This window comes from Priestia sp. HNGD-A6, from assembly GCF_045784335.1.
Lineage (GTDB): Bacteria > Bacillota > Bacilli > Bacillales > Bacillaceae_H > Priestia > Priestia zanthoxyli.
This window is the reverse complement of the sequence record NZ_CP138621.1, coordinates 2,530,001-2,548,294: the sequence shown is the minus strand read 5'-3', so window position 1 is coordinate 2,548,294 and position 18,294 is coordinate 2,530,001. Positions and strand designations below refer to the sequence as shown.

General features: G+C 39.8%; 13 protein-coding genes, 2 rRNA genes and 2 riboswitches (1 of these 17 running past the window's edge). Of the genes, 12 read left to right on the top strand and 3 right to left on the bottom strand.

Features of this window, described 5'->3' with window-relative positions; all coding sequences use genetic code 11:
* Positions 1-250: 250 nt before the first annotated feature.
* The gene (locus tag SCI76_RS12780) at positions 251-2,185 is read right to left on the bottom strand and encodes an ABC-F family ATP-binding cassette domain-containing protein (RefSeq protein ID WP_033580896.1); all 1,935 of its coding nucleotides are present in this window, start codon (positions 2,183-2,185) and stop codon (positions 251-253) included.
* Positions 2,186-2,644: 459 nt separating this feature from the next.
* On the opposite strand from SCI76_RS12780, the gene SCI76_RS12775 reads away from it, so the two are divergent.
* From SCI76_RS12775 to tatC, 3 genes are read left to right on the top strand one after another with little or no spacing between them, the layout of a single operon-like run.
* Positions 2,645-3,283, top strand: coding sequence for a redox-sensing transcriptional repressor Rex (locus SCI76_RS12775; protein WP_028410376.1), 639 nt, complete (start codon positions 2,645-2,647; stop codon positions 3,281-3,283).
* 53 nt (positions 3,284-3,336) lie between these two features.
* Complete coding sequence (gene tatA, locus SCI76_RS12770) at positions 3,337-3,522, top strand: twin-arginine translocase TatA/TatE family subunit (RefSeq protein ID WP_013055022.1); 186 nt, start codon at positions 3,337-3,339, stop codon at positions 3,520-3,522.
* A gap of 15 nt (positions 3,523-3,537) precedes the next feature.
* The gene (gene tatC, locus SCI76_RS12765) at positions 3,538-4,293 is read left to right on the top strand and encodes a twin-arginine translocase subunit TatC (RefSeq protein ID WP_013055023.1); all 756 of its coding nucleotides are present in this window, start codon (positions 3,538-3,540) and stop codon (positions 4,291-4,293) included.
* Positions 4,294-4,319: 26 nt separating this feature from the next.
* Here tatC and SCI76_RS12760 read toward each other — a convergent pair whose 3' ends face one another.
* Together SCI76_RS12760 and SCI76_RS12755 are read right to left on the bottom strand one after the other, a co-directional pair.
* The gene (locus tag SCI76_RS12760) at positions 4,320-4,547 is read right to left on the bottom strand and encodes a YdiK family protein (protein WP_013055024.1); all 228 of its coding nucleotides are present in this window, start codon (positions 4,545-4,547) and stop codon (positions 4,320-4,322) included.
* Entirely contained in the window at positions 4,544-5,272 is a 729-nt protein-coding gene (locus SCI76_RS12755; RefSeq protein ID WP_028412699.1) for a CPBP family intramembrane glutamic endopeptidase, read from the bottom strand. Before SCI76_RS12755 ends, SCI76_RS12760 begins: the two co-directional genes overlap by 4 nt.
* 299 nt (positions 5,273-5,571) lie before the next feature.
* Between SCI76_RS12755 and groES the strand changes: the two genes are divergently transcribed.
* From groES to SCI76_RS12710, 9 genes are all read left to right on the top strand, one after another.
* Complete coding sequence (gene groES, locus SCI76_RS12750; protein ID WP_013055026.1) at positions 5,572-5,856, top strand: co-chaperone GroES; 285 nt, start codon at positions 5,572-5,574, stop codon at positions 5,854-5,856.
* A 67-nt stretch (positions 5,857-5,923) separates the two neighbouring features.
* On the top strand, positions 5,924-7,555 hold the full coding sequence (gene groL / locus SCI76_RS12745; RefSeq protein ID WP_028412700.1) for a chaperonin GroEL: 1,632 nt from the start codon (positions 5,924-5,926) through the stop codon (positions 7,553-7,555).
* Between the two features lie 158 nt (positions 7,556-7,713).
* Positions 7,714-8,664 (top strand): MoxR family ATPase, encoded by a 951-nt coding sequence (locus tag SCI76_RS12740; protein WP_048022395.1) that lies wholly within the window; start codon positions 7,714-7,716, stop codon positions 8,662-8,664.
* An 11-nt stretch (positions 8,665-8,675) separates the two neighbouring features.
* Positions 8,676-9,869 (top strand): DUF58 domain-containing protein, encoded by a 1,194-nt coding sequence (locus SCI76_RS12735; protein ID WP_230624709.1) that lies wholly within the window; start codon positions 8,676-8,678, stop codon positions 9,867-9,869.
* Entirely contained in the window at positions 9,862-12,054 is a 2,193-nt protein-coding gene (locus SCI76_RS12730) for a DUF3488 and DUF4129 domain-containing transglutaminase family protein (protein ID WP_048022394.1), read from the top strand. Before SCI76_RS12735 ends, SCI76_RS12730 begins: the two co-directional genes overlap by 8 nt.
* A 39-nt stretch (positions 12,055-12,093) precedes the next feature.
* Positions 12,094-12,195, top strand: a riboswitch (purine riboswitch).
* Between the two features lie 123 nt (positions 12,196-12,318).
* Positions 12,319-13,848 (top strand): glutamine-hydrolyzing GMP synthase, encoded by a 1,530-nt coding sequence (gene guaA / locus SCI76_RS12725; RefSeq protein ID WP_028412703.1) that lies wholly within the window; start codon positions 12,319-12,321, stop codon positions 13,846-13,848.
* 97 nt (positions 13,849-13,945) lie between these two features.
* Positions 13,946-14,047: riboswitch (purine riboswitch) on the top strand.
* Between the two features lie 133 nt (positions 14,048-14,180).
* Positions 14,181-15,506: an NCS2 family permease gene (locus SCI76_RS12720; protein WP_013055032.1), complete on the top strand. Its 1,326-nt coding sequence runs from the start codon at positions 14,181-14,183 to the stop codon at positions 15,504-15,506.
* Between the two features lie 372 nt (positions 15,507-15,878).
* Positions 15,879-17,430: ribosomal RNA gene (locus SCI76_RS12715) — 16S ribosomal RNA — on the top strand.
* 225 nt (positions 17,431-17,655) lie between these two features.
* Positions 17,656-18,294: ribosomal RNA gene (locus SCI76_RS12710) — 23S ribosomal RNA — on the top strand; it runs 2,297 nt beyond the window's last position.
* The 16S and 23S rRNA genes sit together here, the layout of an rRNA operon.

The following is an 18,294-nucleotide window of genomic DNA, read 5'->3' as shown; positions in this document are numbered from 1 at the left end:
GAATGAGATTTATTTCTCATTCGTCTTTTTTTGTGGATAAAAATGATTTATCAACAATATTCAATAAATTTAGAATTGACTGTGGATAATTATGTGGAAAAGTCCGTGCACTCAGTACACGGACCTGTTATCAACAAGTTTTAATTATGAAAATCAGACAGATATCCACTATTTATTCACAGAGTGGATAAAGCTTGCTCTTAAGCGCATGAACAAGTAAATAGGATGAATAGATACGCAAAAATATAGGCTACTCTTCTAGAAGCAGCTGCAATTCTTCCCACTCTTCCATTAATGTGGATAACTGTGAAGAAATTTTTTCATTTTCACCGTTTAATCTTGATACTTCTTCGTGATTTTGATAAATTTCAGGGTCACAAAGAAGTTCTTCATTCGCCGCTTGGGCGGCTTCTAATTTGTTTACTTCAGTTTCAATTTCTTCAATGCGGCGCGTTCGCTGTCTCATCAATTTCTTTTGTTCTTTATCTTGTTTATAGGACTGTTTATCTACTTTTACCGTACGTTCTTCGTTTGCTTTTATATTTTCTAATTCTTTGATTTCCTCTATTTCTGCTTTCTTTTCTACATAATAGTCATAATCTCCAAGAAATTCTTCTACTCCTTCAGGAGATAGCTCTGCTATTTTATTGGCAATACGATTAATAAAATAACGGTCATGTGAAACAAATAATAGAGTCCCTGGGTAATCAATTAACGCATTCTCGAGTACTTGTTTGCTATCTAAATCAAGATGGTTAGTAGGTTCATCCAAAATTAAGAAGTTAGCTTTTTGAAGCATAAGCTTCGCAAGAGCCAAACGTGCTTTTTCACCACCGCTGAGCGTGGAAACGATTTTCAGTACATCATCACCTGAAAACAGAAAATTTCCAAGCGCTGTACGGATTTCTTTTTCAGGTTTGGCTGGGTAGTCATCCCAAAGTTCATTTAAAACGGTTTTATTAGACGTTAAATTGGCTTGCTCTTGGTCGTAATAACCAACCATTACATTTGAGCCAAAGGAAATGGTTCCAGTCTTGAAGCTGAGTTTATCCACAATGCCTTTTAATAAAGTTGATTTCCCCACGCCATTAGGACCAACCAACGCAAGGCTTTCCCCTTTTTTAATGCGAAGGTTTGCCTCTTGGACGACATAGTTGTGTTCATCATATCCGATAGACACATCTTCCAGATTTAAGACTTCATTTCCGCTTTGACGTTCAATTTCAAACGAAAAACTAGCTGATTTTTCGCCTTCGTTAGGTCGATTTATTAACTCCATTCGATCGAGCTGTTTACGTCTGCTTTGCGCACGTTTTGTAGTCGATGCGCGGGCGATGTTTCGCTGAATAAAATCATTCAGCTTTGCGACTTCATCTTGCTGCTTTTCGTACTGACGCAACTCTTTTTCATATCGCTCTGCTTTTTGTACAAGGTATTTAGAGTAGTTGCCCGTGTACTTCACCGTTGTTTTTTGTACGACTTCATACACTTGATTTACGACTTTATCAAGGAAGTAACGATCATGTGAAACGATTAAAATAGCTCCTTCATACCCTTGCAGAAACTGTTCCAGCCATGCTAAAGTTTCAATATCTAAGTGGTTGGTAGGCTCATCCAGAATAAGCAAATCAGGCTTTGTTAAAAGCAGTTTTGCAAGAGCCAGGCGCGTTTTTTGTCCACCGCTTAAGGAGGAAATAGGGGTGCTGTAGTCAAAGTTTGAAAAACGGAAACCGTGAAGAATAGATCGTGTATCCGCTTCATATTGATAGCCGCCTAAATCTTTAAACGTTACTTGAAGCTGATCATACTCTTTGGTTAGTTTTTCGTATTGAACTGAATCATTAAAAATGTCTGGATCACCCATCTTCGTTTCAAGCGTACGTAATTCTTTTTCCATCTTCTTTAATGGAGCAAAGACAGTCATCATTTCTTCCCATATGGAGAGTGTTGACTCAAGAACTGTATCTTGTCCCATATAATCAATGGAAACACCCTTAGGTTTAATAATTTCTCCGCTGTCATAGGAAAGCTGCTCAGCAATAATTTTTAATAAAGTTGATTTACCAGCACCGTTTCGTCCCACTAGGGCAATGCGGTCTTTTGATTGTACTTCTAACTTTATATTCGATAAAATGGGTTCTGCCCCATAGTATTTTGTAATACCGTTCAATTGTAGAATAATCATTTTTTCACCTCTAGTAGTATATCCATAGTGTATTTTAACATATTTTTAACTACAAGTTCTTCCTACAAGCGTTTGTAATTTGTAGAGGGACAAGGACAAATGATGAAGCGAATGTTTTGATTCATGAAATAAAATGATTTTACCTGCACATTTTATACAGGATACTATGTTAAAATAAGAGATAAGTGCATCTCTGAACTTATCTATGATGGATGTGAAAAAATCCGTCATGACTAACAAACCGATCCTTTGAAGGGCTAATTGCTTCGTTCTACATACCGACTTTAAGGAGTGCTGAATAGACAAAAGCCGTCGAGGTGTGAAGCGGAGTATATATAAAGCAAGAGAAAAGAGAGAGAATTGGAAGCGCTACCTCAAAGCGGTTGATGCTTTGTGAAAGGTAATGCAATATGACTTGAAAATGTTAGTAATGACATACATGAACTGAGGGGGTACAACGTGAACACTGAACAATTAAAAATACCACAAGCAACGGCTAAGCGATTGCCGCTTTATTATCGTTTTTTGAAAAATTTGCATGCTTCTGGTAAACAGCGTGTGTCGTCAGCGGAGTTAAGTGAGGCAGTGAAAGTGGATTCTGCTACTATTCGTCGGGACTTTTCTTACTTTGGTGCATTAGGAAAAAAGGGATACGGCTACAATGTGAATTATTTACTTACATTTTTCCGTAAAACGTTAGACCAAGATGAAGTAACGAAAGTAGCACTGATTGGCGTAGGGAATCTAGGAACGGCCTTTTTAAATTATAATTTTATTAAAAATAATAACACCAAAATTGAGTGCGCTTTTGATGTGATAGAAGATAAAGTAGGTACGAAAGTAGGCGACGTGCCGGTCTATCATCTTGACCAATTGGAAGATTATATGAGTGATGACATCTCAGTAGCGATTTTAACCGTTCCTGCCACTGTTGCTCAGCAAATTACTGATCGTTTAGTGAGTTGCGGAATTAAAGGAATTTTAAACTTTACTCCTGCACGCTTAAACGTACCGGATGAGATTCGACTCCATCATATTGATCTTGCTGTAGAATTACAGTCGCTCGTCTACTTTTTGAAAAATTATCCTGTTGAATAAGGCGGACTGTGTTACGATTTCCTTAAGTCTAAATTAATAAGGAGAGTGGGAATATGGGGATTGGAGCAGGCAGTTGGATTATTATTGCGATTGTAGCACTGCTTATTTTTGGACCGAAACGGTTACCGGAGCTAGGAAGATCAGTGGGCCAAACGCTTAGAGAGTTTAAGCATGCCGCTAGCGGTGCATCAGAAGATCGTGAAAAAGATAAACAGCGTCAAGTAGATGACAAAGAGTAAAAGGGTGATCATAGTATGACCGAACAAGAAATGTCAATATATGATCATATAGGAGAGCTGCGAAAACGCATTTTAATTGTTTTATTTTTCTTTGTGATTGCCACAATTGGCGGCTTTTTTATAGCGGATAAGGTTATTGTCTATTTACAGCATGCTGATGAGGCAAAGAATTTAACGATGAATGCATTTCGGTTAACAGATCCAGTTAAGATTTATATGCAATTTGCTGTTATTATCGGCTGTGTACTTGCAGCTCCTGTTGCACTGTATCAACTTTGGGCATTTATTAGTCCTGGTTTATATGAAAAAGAGCGTAAGGTAACGCTTGGATATATTCCTGTTTCCATTTTTCTCTTTATCGGCGGTGTCTCTTTTTCTTATTTTGTGTTGTTTCCATTTGTCGTTGATTTTATGACGCGCGTTTCTGATGAGCTGAATGTAAACCAAGTGATTGGCATTAATGAATACTTTTCTTTTTTAATGCAGCTCACACTGCCTTTTGGCTTGTTGTTTCAGCTTCCTGTCGTCGTTATGTTTTTGACGCGTTTAGGAATTATAACGCCTATGTTTTTATCTCAAATTCGAAAATATGCCTATTTCGTACTGCTAGTTATTGCCGCACTTATTACACCACCGGAATTGCTCTCGCACATGATGGTGACAGTGCCGCTCTTAATTTTGTATGAAATCAGCATCATTATTTCCCGCATTTCGTATCGCAAAGTGTTAAAGGCAAGGGCAGAGCAAGAAAGAGAAGATGTTAGTATGTAAAAAAAACCACTGAAACAGTGGTTTTTTTATTTGGATGAATCATCTTGATTTTTATATTGCTGCTGCAATTTTTTAATTTTGTAGTGCAAGATAAAGATGCGAACCGCAAACCTGAAATCGAATGCGGCTACGAGTGCAAATAAGATTGTGGGGAAATTCCAGACGGTTTCCTGGGCATTTTGAATTGCCAAGTAGGTGAATAAAATCCCCATAATAATATAAATAAACCCTCGTGTTAAAGGGATATTCTTCATAAAAACATGCCTCCAAAAATGAACTGCATTTGTTCTGCTTGTTTTTGCATTTCTATAATTTTATCTGCAAAAATAGTTTGAGATAAAATAACGATTGTATTCATCAAAACATGAGCAATAATAGGTACAACAATTAGTCTCGTCCTTGCATAAAGGAATGCAAATACAAATCCCATAGCTGTATACACAAGTAAATGTTTAAAATCCCAGTGTACCGCAGCGAAAATAAGGGAACTAATAAATGCAGAGATAAAGAAATTGTATCGTTTGTGAAGAGAACCAAAAATAATCTTTCGGAAAATAATCTCTTCTAGTATTGGTCCAATAACAGACGTAACGACAATAAGGAACGGCGTTGCTTTAACAAGATTAACAATATTTTGTGTGTTTTCAGATACTTGGGTAATGCCAAGAGCGTGCTCAATCATACCTGCTACAGCTTGACCAGCCATAGCGAGAAACACCCCAAGGACTGACCAGACAACAGCAATCGTTTTTCCAGCATGTTCTATACGCATGGACATGTCACGGCGCAGCAGCAGTAAGACAATAAGTAAACCAAGGATAAAGCTAATGATAGTCCAATAAGTCAAAAGCATGACATTCGCTGTTCGAACTGGATAGTCATCAAACATTCCTGTTAATTTTAACAGCGGTATACCAACAACTCCTGAAAACTGCATAAGGATGTAAGTGAGGATAACATACCAATAACGTTTTTCCAATCTTCTATACTCCTTTAAAAGGTTTTTATGTATATATGTCGAAGAAGTACTGTAAAGTTAGTAATTTCTTCTTGCTCGTATTGTAACATACATATTATTGAACAGAGAAAAGAATGCTTTATTTCTCAAAATCGTCGAAATCTAAGACTATTATATGTAGTTGTCGTAAATTTTAAATTTTTTTTGTTTAATACTTGCAAAAAAAACCCACTTTGTTTTAATATAATAATTGTGTTAGCACTCGTTGAGGTTGAGTGCTAATAAAAATGCAAACATATTATTTGAGGAGGTTGTTTCACTTGTTAAAGCCATTAGGTGATCGCGTAGTGATTGAACTTGTAAAATCTGAGGAAAAAACAGCAAGCGGTATCGTGTTACCGGACAGTGCAAAAGAAAAGCCACAAGAGGGTAAAATTGTTGCTGTAGGTACAGGCCGAGTATTAGAAAGCGGTGAGCGTGTAGCTTTAGAAGTAGCTGCGGGCGATCGTATCATCTTCTCAAAATATGCGGGTACTGAAGTAAAATACGAAGGTACTGAATACTTAATTTTACGCGAAAGCGATATTTTAGCTGTAATCGGCTAATTTTAACCACAAACTTATCATACGTAAAAAATAGATTATTAAGAACATCTTGAGGAGGTCAAAGAACATGGCAAAAGACATTAAATTTAGCGAAGAAGCACGTCGCGCAATGCTACGTGGTGTAGATACATTAGCAAATGCTGTAAAAGTAACGCTTGGACCAAAAGGTCGTAACGTTGTATTGGAAAAGAAATTCGGTTCACCGCTTATTACAAATGACGGTGTAACAATTGCAAAAGAAATCGAATTAGAAGACGCATTTGAAAATATGGGTGCTAAATTAGTAGCCGAAGTTGCTAGCAAAACAAACGACGTTGCTGGTGACGGTACAACTACTGCAACAGTTTTAGCGCAAGCAATGATCAGAGAAGGTCTTAAAAACGTAACGGCTGGTGCTAACCCAATGGGTATCCGTAAAGGTATGGAAAAAGCAGTAGCTGTAGCGGTTGAAGAACTAAAAGCAATCTCTAAACCAATTCAAGGTAAAGATTCAATTGCTCAAGTAGCGGCTATCTCAGCAGCTGACGAAGAAGTAGGTCAATTAATTGCTGAAGCAATGGAGCGCGTTGGTAACGACGGCGTTATCACACTTGAAGAATCAAAAGGTTTCACAACTGAATTAGAAGTGGTAGAAGGTATGCAGTTTGACCGTGGATATGCATCTCCTTACATGGTAACTGATTCAGATAAAATGGAAGCTGTATTAGATGATCCATACATCTTAATCACAGACAAAAAAATCGGTAACATTCAAGAAATCTTACCGGTATTAGAGCAAGTTGTTCAACAAGGCAAGCCGCTATTAATCATCGCTGAAGACGTAGAAGGCGAAGCTTTAGCAACATTAGTTGTGAACAAACTTCGTGGTACATTTACAGCTGTAGCTGTTAAAGCTCCTGGTTTTGGTGATCGTCGTAAAGCAATGCTACAAGACGTTGCGATCCTAACAGGCGGAGAAGTAATCACTGAAGAGCTTGGTCTTGACTTAAAAACAGCAGGCATCGATCAATTAGGTCGCGCTTCTAAAATTGTTGTAACAAAAGAAAATACAACAGTTGTAAACGGTGCAGGAAACGCAGAAGATATCCTAGCACGCGTAAACCAAATCAAAGCTCAGCTTGAAGAAACAACTTCAGAGTTTGACCGTGAAAAATTACAAGAGCGCTTAGCAAAACTTGCTGGTGGCGTAGCTGTAATCAAAGTTGGTGCGGCAACTGAAACTGAGTTAAAAGAACGTAAATTACGTATTGAAGATGCATTAAACTCTACGCGTGCTGCGGTTGAAGAAGGTATCGTAGCTGGTGGTGGTACTGCATTAGTAAATATCTATAATAAAGTAGCAAGCATCGAAGCTGACGGTGACACTGCTACAGGTATCAACATCGTATTGCGTGCGATTGAAGAGCCTGTACGTCAAATCGCTCACAACGCTGGTTTAGAAGGATCAGTAATCGTTGAGCGTCTAAAAGGCGAAGCAGTTGGAACTGGATTCAACGCTGCAACTGGCGAGTGGGTAAATATGCTAGACACTGGTATCGTTGACCCAACAAAAGTAACGCGTTCAGCTCTTCAAAATGCTTCTTCTGTAGCGGCTATGTTCTTAACAACTGAAGCAGTTGTTGCTGACAAGCCAGAAGAAGGCGGAGCTCCTGCAATGCCTGACATGGGCGGCATGGGTGGAATGGGCGGCATGATGTAATCACTGCCCTACTTAAAAAAGCGACCAAGTACTCACTTGGTCGCTTTTTTGTGTGCGTTAATATTTTCAGATTTTTTTAAAATTTGTTAAGATAGTACTATGTTTATTGGAAAACTTACTAAACTCAAGGCTTAACTGAGTTTTAAGGGGGAGCGTCGTTGATTCAGCTGGATCATATTAATAATAAATTAAACCAAGTATTAGAAAACATCGATCAAATTGTGATTGGAAAACGTCAGGTATCTGAGCTTAGTTTGGTTGCTTTACTTGCAGGAGGACATGTTTTGCTTGAAGATGTTCCGGGTGTGGGGAAAACGATGCTTGTGAAGGCACTGGCCAAATCGATTGATGCAGAATTTAAACGAATTCAATTCACGCCTGATTTGCTGCCGTCCGACGTAACAGGTGTTTCTATTTACAGTCCAAAAGACATGGAATTTCATTTTCGTCCAGGTCCTATCATGAGCCACATAGTACTCGCTGATGAGATTAACAGGACTTCTCCTAAAACACAATCGGCGCTTTTAGAAGCAATGGCTGAGCATCATGTAACAACCGATGGTATCACCCGGGAAATTCCGGCGCCTTTTTTTGTGATGGCTACTCAAAATCCCGTTGATTTTGATGGGACCTATCATTTGCCGGAAGCGCAGCTGGATCGTTTTTTATTCAAACTAAGCATGGGGTATCCTACGCAAGAAGAGGAGCTTCAAATTTTAAATGGCGTATCGACTCAAGTTAATCTTGAAGATGTCAAACCTGTTATGAGCGTTCCAGAATTAGTACAGGCTCAAAAAGCTGTAAGCAGTATTTATGTAGATGATACGATCAAGAACTATATCATTGAAATTATTCGCAAAACTCGCTCTCATCCACATGTTTCATTAGGTATTAGTCCTCGTGGCACGGTTTCCTTTATGAAGGCTATTCAAGCATATGCGTTAGTAAAGGGAAGAGATTACTCTCTTCCTGATGATGTTCAAGAGCTTGCTTCGTATGTGTGTGCACATCGCTTAACGCTAAGACCTGATACTCAGTACAGCGGTTTAACAGCGAGTGATGTGATGAAGCAAATTATGGCTGATACGAAAGTACCTGTTAAAAGGTAAGAGGATAATTTATGAAACAGTATATAAAAGTGATATGGAACAAAGGTAGAGACTGGTTCGTTTTATTCTGCATCTTTACCGCTACGTTTTCTTACGCCATGTTTCAAGGAGGCTTTGTCAGCTGGTTTTTATTTTATAGCTTCTTACCTTTTGGATTATATGCGGTAGCCGTGTTGCTCTATCCGTTGAAGAAGTGGAATGTTGCTCGTGATGTGAAGCTACAGCCTCGATTCGCTGGAGATCATCTTTCTTATGACATTCACATTACACGCTCCTCGGCTTTTCCTGTTTATATGGCAGCGGTGAAAGAGGAGAGTAACCTTTTAGATCAAGAAGAAAGAACAATTTATCCGCTTTTTCAACGAAACGCTGTTATTCCGTATGAAAGATCGTTTGTAGAAAGAGGAGAATATGAATTTTTTACGATTTCAATTGAAATTAGTGATTTATTAGGCATCGTAAAAAAGAAGGCATATTTTCTACTGCAGCAGCGATTTATCGTTTATCCTCAGATTCATAAGATAGATATCCCGTTTCTTTTAGCGGGAATAGAAGAAGGGAAAAATGAAGTTTCTACGGGAAATCAATCTACTACGTTAGTGACAGGCATTAGAGAATATCAGCCGGGTGACCGATTAGGATCTATCGATTGGAAGGCGACCGCTCGTAAAGCTACGTTGATTTCTAAAGAGTTTGGTCATTATCATGAACGGAGTATAATTATCATTGCAGATGTTATGGGCCCTCTATACTTTGAAGAGCGAATGAGCTTTCTGGCATCCATGCTCATTCATGAAGAAACCAAGCGTAAAAAAGTCGATTTTCTTTTAGCTGGAGATGCCCTTTTTTCGCAGAAAACCTCTGAACAAAGGGAGGCTGATAACCTGTTGCATCACTTAGCACGTGCACAGCCTATTAGCAATCGAGCATTCGAAACAGAATTTCAGAATATTGCTATTCAAAAGCAGCATTCTTTTATGGTCATTGTCAGTCAAGTTACAGGGACTCTTATTGGCCAGATTCAATCCAAGCTGAGCCCTCATGCTAAGGCTTCACTCATTGTCGTTAAAAATGAAGGAGCGGGGCTTAGTGAGGAAGAGACAGTTATTGTAAATGGCATACAATCTTCTGCTTTAACAATTGAAGTCGTTCATATTGATCTTCCTCTATCACTAAAGGAAGTGAGGGCGGAAATAAGTGAATAAATCAGCTTGGTATGTAAAAAACGTCTTATTATACGCGGGAGCTTTCTTTTTATTAGTGGAATGGCTTCTCCCTTTAAATGAAGTCACTGATACGAATCAAATTCAATACTTTATCCTGTTTGTCGCTTACTGTTTTTTGAGCTTAACGTTTCGATTGCCGTTTATTGTGATGACGTTAGGGAGCATGTTGTTTATTTTGTTTTCACTTCACAGTCTCTATTTCCAAGGTGCCTTCTTTTCTTCAGAATGGCTTCCAAGACTTTTGGAAATTCTTCAGTCAGATGTACAAAGTATCATGGAGTGGAATATAGCGAATTTATCCTTTGAAATGAGGAGCACTTTATTTTTTATCCTGCTTTGGATTATGGCTTATTTAATTCGATATTGGATCTTTTATCAAAAAAGAATTTTCTTCTTTTTCTTCTTAACCATTTTGTATATTACCGTATTGGATACCTTTTCTACTTACGATGCCGGAGCTGCTATTATTCGCGTGACGATTATCGGATTTTTATTAGTAGCCATGCTTCGCATCAATCCTGAACGTATAAAAGGTGCTAGCACCGAGCGTTTAGAAAATAGAAAACGATCGTTTCTTTTTCTAGGCAGTTTTTTAGCCATTGTCATTGTGCTGGCTTATCTCGCCCCTAAACCAGGTCCGCAGTGGCCAGATCCGGTCCCTTTTATTGCAGCTCACACAACACATCAAGGACAGGGAGAATCTGCAAGCGGTCAACGAATTGGCTATGATATGGACGATTCTAAATTGGGGGGATCCTTTGTCAATGATGATACGGTTGTGTTTACAGCTAAAGTAGAGGATGAGCACTATTGGCGTATTGAAACGAAGGATGTGTATACAGGTAAGGGCTGGGAGCTGTCTAAAGAGGAAGAAAAAGTGCCTTTCAAAGGAAATGAAAACTTACTCCCTCAATATGATTCAAGTGTTGCAGGAGAAGTAAGAAAAGCAGAAGTTACCTATTCGCAGCCTTCTGTTCATCTTATGCATGTTCCTCAACTGCTGTCTCTAACCTTAAAAAATGGCATTCAAACCGATGTTACACCGACAAATGAAAAATTATATCCTTATCAAAATGACAAACTTGTTACTGTTCAATCGTATGAGCTAACGTATAAATATCCTGTGTTTGATACCGGGCTTCTTCAGCAAGCAGAGGAGAAAAAGTCAGAGAGTCTAGAGAATAATAATGAATTTATAGCAAGGTATACACAGCTTCCTGCTAATTTGCCAAAACGAGTAAAGGATTTAGCTCGTACGATAACAAAAAATAAAAACAATCGCTATGAAAAAGCGAAAGCCGTTGAAGAATACTTCCGATCCAATCCATATGTATATGATACTGAAAATGTTTCAATTCCTACGAAGAATAAAGATTATGTGGATCAATTTTTATTTGATACAAAAAGAGGATACTGTGATAACTTCTCTACTTCTATGGTCGTGCTGCTTCGTTCATTAGATATTCCTGCTCGGTGGGTAAAGGGCTATACAGAAGGTGATGCCACCGTTATTTCAGGAAGTAGTAAGTGGACAACCTATGAAATTACACAAAATAATGCTCATTCTTGGGTCGAAGTCTATTTTCCAGGAGCGGGCTGGGTACCTTTTGAACCAACAAAAAGTTTTTCTAATCCTTATGATTTTGTAGATAGCCAACCTAACAACTCTAGTGAAAATAGTCAAAGGGAAGAAGAGAAACAAGAAACGCAAGTCAAGGAGCAGCCTAAGAAGAAAGAGCTTCCGGCACAAGAGAAAAGAGAGAAAGAAAAAACAGCTTCTCTTCAAAATGCTAAGTTGTCTATGAAATGGAAAGTGCTTTTCTACGGACTGATTGTAGTTATGTTAATAGTAATATATCTCAATCGATTTAAATGGTTTTTACCTTTTTATATCTCTTTTTATAAAAAGAAAGAGAGTGTGGAAACCTTTGAATCAGCGTATGCTTTTTTACTTAAAAGACTCGCTGCAAATGGACTAAAACGGCAAGAAAATCAAACGCTGCGCGACTTTGCAGGAGAAGTAGACGAAAAATTAAATACGGTAAATATGCTAAAATTAACGGAAAAATACGAGCGGGTTTTATATCGAAATGCAGATTCCATAAAAGAATGGAAAGAGTCGATTGAATTGTGGGAAAATTTAATCAAAAAAACGAGTTCTTGACCATTGTTTCGCGGATTGATAGAATATTCTCGAACTTACTATAAATGTTTCGTATACCTTCATATATCCTCGATAATATGGTTCGAGAGTCTCTACCGGGTCACCTTAAACGATCTGACTATGAAGGCAGAACAGTCTATTTGACGATAAACGTCGTGCTCAACTAGACTTCTGCCTTTGTTTTTTGAGGGAGAAGTCTAGTTTTTTTTATATTTTAGGGCATAATAACAAGTGATTATTTACACATTCGGAGAGGTGAACAAGATGGAAGGCATGATTGTTGTATTAGATTTTGGTAGTCAATATAACCAACTGATTACGCGTCGCATTCGCGAGTTCGGAGTATATAGTGAATTGCATCCGCACACAATTACAGCAGAAGAGATTAAAGCATTAAATCCAAAGGGAATTATTTTCTCTGGAGGCCCAAACAGTGTGTACGGTGAAAACGCATTTCACTGCGATGAAAACATTTTTGAATTAGGTATTCCTGTTTTAGGTATTTGTTATGGAATGCAATTAATGACTCATCATTTTGGCGGGAAGGTAGAAGGTGCTAGCCATCGTGAATATGGTAAAGCAGCGATTAACGTACAAAACGATTCATTAATGTACCATGAGTTGCCAAAAGAACAAGTTGTTTGGATGAGTCACGGTGATTTAGTTGTAGAAACACCAGCTGGTTTTGAAGTGGACGCAACTAGCCCATCTTGTCCAATTGCCGCAATGAGTAACAAAGAAAAGAATATGTACGGAGTGCAGTTCCATCCAGAAGTTCGCCATTCAGTGCACGGTAACCATATCTTAAAGAACTTCGTGTTTGAAGTATGTCATGCTGAAGCAAACTGGTCAATTGAGAACTTCATTGAAGTTGAAATGGATAAAATCCGTGAAACAGTTGGAGATAGAAAAGTACTTTGCGCACTTAGCGGCGGAGTAGACTCTTCGGTAGTAGCTGTATTAATTCACAAAGCAATTGGTGATCAGTTAACATGTATGTTCGTAGATCACGGTTTATTACGTAAAGGTGAAGCTGAAAGCGTAATGGAAACATTTAGCGAAGGCTTTAATATGAACGTAATTAAAATCGATGCAAAAGATCGCTTCTTAGAAAAATTAAGCGGTGTATCAGATCCTGAACAAAAGCGTAAAATCATCGGTAATGAATTTATTTATGTATTCGATGACGAAGCTGCTAAATTAAAAGGGTTTGATTTCCTAGCTCAAGGTACGCTATACACAGATATTATCGAGAGTGGGACAGCTACAGCTCAAACGATTAAATCTCACCATAATGTAGGTGGATTACCGGAAGATATGCAGTTCAAACTAATCGAACCGTTAAACACGCTATTCAAAGATGAAGTACGTGCATTAGGTTCTGAATTAGGTATTCCTGATAACATCGTTTGGCGTCAGCCTTTCCCAGGGCCAGGTCTAGGTATTCGTGTACTTGGTGCAATTACGGAAGAGAAGTTAGAAATTGTACGTGAGTCGGATGCTATTTTACGTGAAGAGATTGCAAAAGCAGACTTAGAGCGCGATATCTGGCAATACTTTACGGTTCTTCCTGACATCCGCAGTGTAGGTGTAATGGGAGATGCTCGTACGTATGATTACACAATCGGTATTCGTGCTGTTACATCGATTGATGGTATGACTTCTGACTGGGCGCGTATTCCTTGGGATGTGCTTGAAGTTATCTCAACGCGTATTGTAAACGAAGTTAAGCATATTAACCGCGTAGTGTATGATATTACAAGTAAGCCACCTGCAACAATTGAATGGGAATAATATGTAAGAAAACCGAACAAACGAACATTCTTTTATAAGAATGTTCGTTTTTTGTTGACTTTTTTAAAAAGTTAATGGTAGGATAGTAACATAAAACAGCGAGATATAGCTTTAATGTCGTATAATCTTGGGGATAAGGCCCAAAAGTTTCTACCGAGCTACCGTAAATGGCTTGACTACGAGAAAGTAATACATGTATGTATAAAAATCTTTTGTTTTTTGCTCATACATTTCTCTTTTAGTCGATTTTATGCCTTTACGCGCCATAGCGTAGAGGCATTTTTTTATGGCCTGTCTAAGTGCATGCGGCTTCTATAAAGGGAGGAAAAAACGTGAAGAAGTATTTTCGTTTTGAAGAGCTGGGTACTAGCTACCGAAAAGAGTTTATAGCTGGCCTTACAACTTTTCTATCTATGGCTTACATTTTATTTGTTAATCCATCTGTGCTATCACTAAGTGATGTAAAGGATCTACCTGACAGTATGAGAATGGACCAAGGGGCTGTATTTACAGCTACTGCTTTAGCGGCAGCTTTGGGATCAATTGTTATGGGAGTGCTTGGTAGATATCCAATTTCATTAGCTCCAGGTATGGGATTAAACGCATTTTTTGCTTATACAGTTGTTCTGACGATGGGAATTCCATGGCAGACGGCTTTAACGGGTGTTATGATATCAGGTGTTATTTTTATTCTTTTAACATTAACAAGCCTGCGAGAAAAAATTATTAATTCTATTCCTATTGAATTAAAAATGGCTGTTGGAGCAGGTATTGGTTTATTTATTAGTTTTATTGGTATGAAAGGTGCGGGAATCATCGTCAAAGATGATGCCACATTCGTTGGACTGGGTGATTTGACGAACCCAACAACATTACTTGCGGTTTTTGGTATTGTCATTACTATTGTATTAATGGTGCTTCGAGTAAATGCAGCTGTATTTATCGGTATGATTGTAACGGCTGTAGCAGGTATGGCTTTTGGATTAATTGATACACCTAAAGCAGTGGTTTCATCGGTTCCTAGTCTTGACCCAACGTTTGGGGCAGCTTTCCAAAATATCGGTGATATCTTTACTGTAAAGATGCTAGTCGTCATTTTAACTTTCTTATTCGTTGATTTCTTCGATACAGCAGGTACGATGGTTGCTGTAGCGAGTCAAGCTGGGCTTATGAAAGATAATAAGCTTCCGCGAGCGGGCAGAGCGTTATTGGCAGATTCTAGTGCGATTGTAGTTGGTGCTGTTCTTGGTACCTCATCAACAACAGCTTACGTAGAGTCTACGGCTGGAGTAGCAGCGGGCGGACGTTCAGGATTTACTGCAATTGTAACGGCGGCGTTTTTCTTAGTTGCACTGTTCTTTTCTCCGTTGTTAGCGGTCGTAACACCAGCTGTTACTGCGCCAGCTTTAATTACGGTAGGAGCTCTGATGGTGTCAAACTTAGGAGAAATCAATTGGAAAGAGTTCGAAGTGGCAGTTCCGGCATTTTTCACGGTGATCATGATGCCATTAACGTACAGTATTGCAACAGGCATTGCGGTTGGCTTTATCTTTTATCCTATTACAATGTTATGCAGCAAGCGTGGAAAAGAAGTGCATCCCATTATGTATGCTCTCTGTATCATCTTCATACTCTATTTCGCGTTCTTAGCAGAATAGTTTAAATAAAAAAGCTCAGTTTAATGACTGGGCTTTTTTTTTATGGTAAGATAAGAAAACTGCATAGCGGCTAGATTGCTATTGTAATAGAGGTTAATTGGTTACTTTACTGAAGGTTTACTTCATTAACTTTTTTATTTATAAAGTTTTTTAGAAAAACGATTGACTCTATATATTATATATGGTAAATTATTAAATGTCGCTGATGAACAGCGCAGTTGAGAGAAACATCTTAAAAAAGATGTTGACATCAAAATAATAGAATGTTATACTAATAAAGTTGCTTCAGAGCAACGGTTGAACTTTGAAAACTGAACAAAGCGACAAACGTCAACGTTAATTTTTATTTTTTAAATGAGCAAGTCAAACATTTCTTCGGAGAGTTTGATCCTGGCTCAGGATGAACGCTGGCGGCGTGCCTAATACATGCAAGTCGAGCGAACTGATTAGAAGCTTGCTTCTATGACGTTAGCGGCGGACGGGTGAGTAACACGTGGGCAACCTGCCTGTAAGACTGGGATAACTTCGGGAAACCGAAGCTAATACCGGATAGGATCTTCTCCTTCATGGGAGATGATTGAAAGATGGTTTCGGCTATCACTTACAGATGGGCCCGCGGTGCATTAGCTAGTTGGTGAGGTAACGGCTCACCAAGGCAACGATGCATAGCCGACCTGAGAGGGTGATCGGCCACACTGGGACTGAGACACGGCCCAGACTCCTACGGGAGGCAGCAGTAGGGAATCTTCCGCAATGGACGAAAGTCTGACGGAGCAACGCCGCGTGAGTGATGAAGGCTTTCGGGTCGTAAAACTCTGTTGTTAGGGAAGAACAAGTACAAGAGTAACTGCTTGTACCTTGACGGTACCTAACCAGAAAGCCACGGCTAACTACGTGCCAGCAGCCGCGGTAATACGTAGGTGGCAAGCGTTATCCGGAATTATTGGGCGTAAAGCGCGCGCAGGCGGTTTCTTAAGTCTGATGTGAAAGCCCACGGCTCAACCGTGGAGGGTCATTGGAAACTGGGGAACTTGAGTGCAGAAGAGAAAAGCGGAATTCCACGTGTAGCGGTGAAATGCGTAGAGATGTGGAGGAACACCAGTGGCGAAGGCGGCTTTTTGGTCTGTAACTGACGCTGAGGCGCGAAAGCGTGGGGAGCAAACAGGATTAGATACCCTGGTAGTCCACGCCGTAAACGATGAGTGCTAAGTGTTAGAGGGTTTCCGCCCTTTAGTGCTGCAGCTAACGCATTAAGCACTCCGCCTGGGCAGTACGGTCGCAAGACTGAAACTCAAAGGAATTGACGGGGGCCCGCACAAGCGGTGGAGCATGTGGTTTAATTCGAAGCAACGCGAAGAACCTTACCAGGTCTTGACATCCTCTGACAACTCTAGAGATAGAGCGTTCCCCTTCGGGGGACAGAGTGACAGGTGGTGCATGGTTGTCGTCAGCTCGTGTCGTGAGATGTTGGGTTAAGTCCCGCAACGAGCGCAACCCTTGATCTTAGTTGCCAGCATTTAGTTGGGCACTCTAAGGTGACTGCCGGTGACAAACCGGAGGAAGGTGGGGATGACGTCAAATCATCATGCCCCTTATGACCTGGGCTACACACGTGCTACAATGGATGGTACAAAGGGCTGCAAGACCGCGAGGTCAAGCCAATCCCATAAAACCATTCTCAGTTCGGATTGTAGGCTGCAACTCGCCTACATGAAGCTGGAATCGCTAGTAATCGCGGATCAGCATGCCGCGGTGAATACGTTCCCGGGCCTTGTACACACCGCCCGTCACACCACGAGAGTTTGTAACACCCGAAGTCGGTGGAGTAACCGTAAGGAGCTAGCCGCCTAAGGTGGGACAGATGATTGGGGTGAAGTCGTAACAAGGTAGCCGTATCGGAAGGTGCGGCTGGATCACCTCCTTTCTAAGGATTTTTACATGACGTACGTTTTGACACTTTGTTCAGTTTTGAGAGTTCAATCTCTCAATTATAGAAAGCATACTACTTTCTTCTTATCTAATAAGAAGAATTTTGGTTGCGATTGTTCTTTGAAAACTAGATAACAGTAATTGCTGAGGAAAAGTGAAACTTTTCTTTAATCAAACCAATAAATAACACAACTTTATGTTGTACCATTTATTCGCTAATGGTTAAGTTAGAAAGGGCGCACGGTGAATGCCTTGGCACTAGGAGCCGATGAAGGACGGGACTAACACCGATATGCTTCGGGGAGCTGTAAGTGAGCTTTGATCCGGAGATTTCCGAATGGGGAAACCCACTGTTCGTAATGGAACAGTATCTTTATCTGAATACATAGGATATTGAAGGCAGACCCGGGGAACTGAAACATCTAAGTACCCGGAGGAAGAGAAAGCAAATGCGATTTCCTGAGTAGCGGCGAGCGAAACGGAATTAGCCCAAACCAAGAGGCTTGCCTCTTGGGGTTGTAGGACACTCTATACGGAGTTACAAAGGAACGAAGTAAATGAAGCGACCTGGAAAGGTCCGTCGAAGAAGGTAACAACCCTGTAGTTGAAACTTCGTTCCCTCTTGAGTGGATCCTGAGTACGGCGGAACACGTGAAATTCCGTCGGAAGCTGGGAGGACCATCTCCCAAGGCTAAATACTACCTAGTGACCGATAGTGAACCAGTACCGTGAGGGAAAGGTGAAAAGCACCCCGGAAGGGGAGTGAAAGAGATCCTGAAACCGTGTGCCTACAAGTAGTCAGAGCCCGTTAACGGGTGATGGCGTGCCTTTTGTAGAATGAACCGGCGAGTTACGATCC

What these genes read in the sequence shown, in the direction of transcription:
- SCI76_RS12780 (WP_033580896.1), bottom strand. Translation starts at nt 2,185, where the DNA reads ATGATTATTCTACAATTGAACGGTATTACAAAATACTATGGGGCAGAA.
- tatA (WP_013055022.1), top strand. Translation starts at nt 3,337, where the DNA reads ATGGGGATTGGAGCAGGCAGTTGGATTATTATTGCGATTGTAGCACTG.
- tatC (WP_013055023.1), top strand. Translation starts at nt 3,538, where the DNA reads ATGACCGAACAAGAAATGTCAATATATGATCATATAGGAGAGCTGCGA.
- SCI76_RS12760 (WP_013055024.1), bottom strand. Translation starts at nt 4,547, where the DNA reads ATGAAGAATATCCCTTTAACACGAGGGTTTATTTATATTATTATGGGG.
- groL (WP_028412700.1), top strand. Translation starts at nt 5,924, where the DNA reads ATGGCAAAAGACATTAAATTTAGCGAAGAAGCACGTCGCGCAATGCTA.
- SCI76_RS12735 (WP_230624709.1), top strand. Translation starts at nt 8,676, where the DNA reads ATGAAACAGTATATAAAAGTGATATGGAACAAAGGTAGAGACTGGTTC.
- guaA (WP_028412703.1), top strand. Translation starts at nt 12,319, where the DNA reads ATGGAAGGCATGATTGTTGTATTAGATTTTGGTAGTCAATATAACCAA.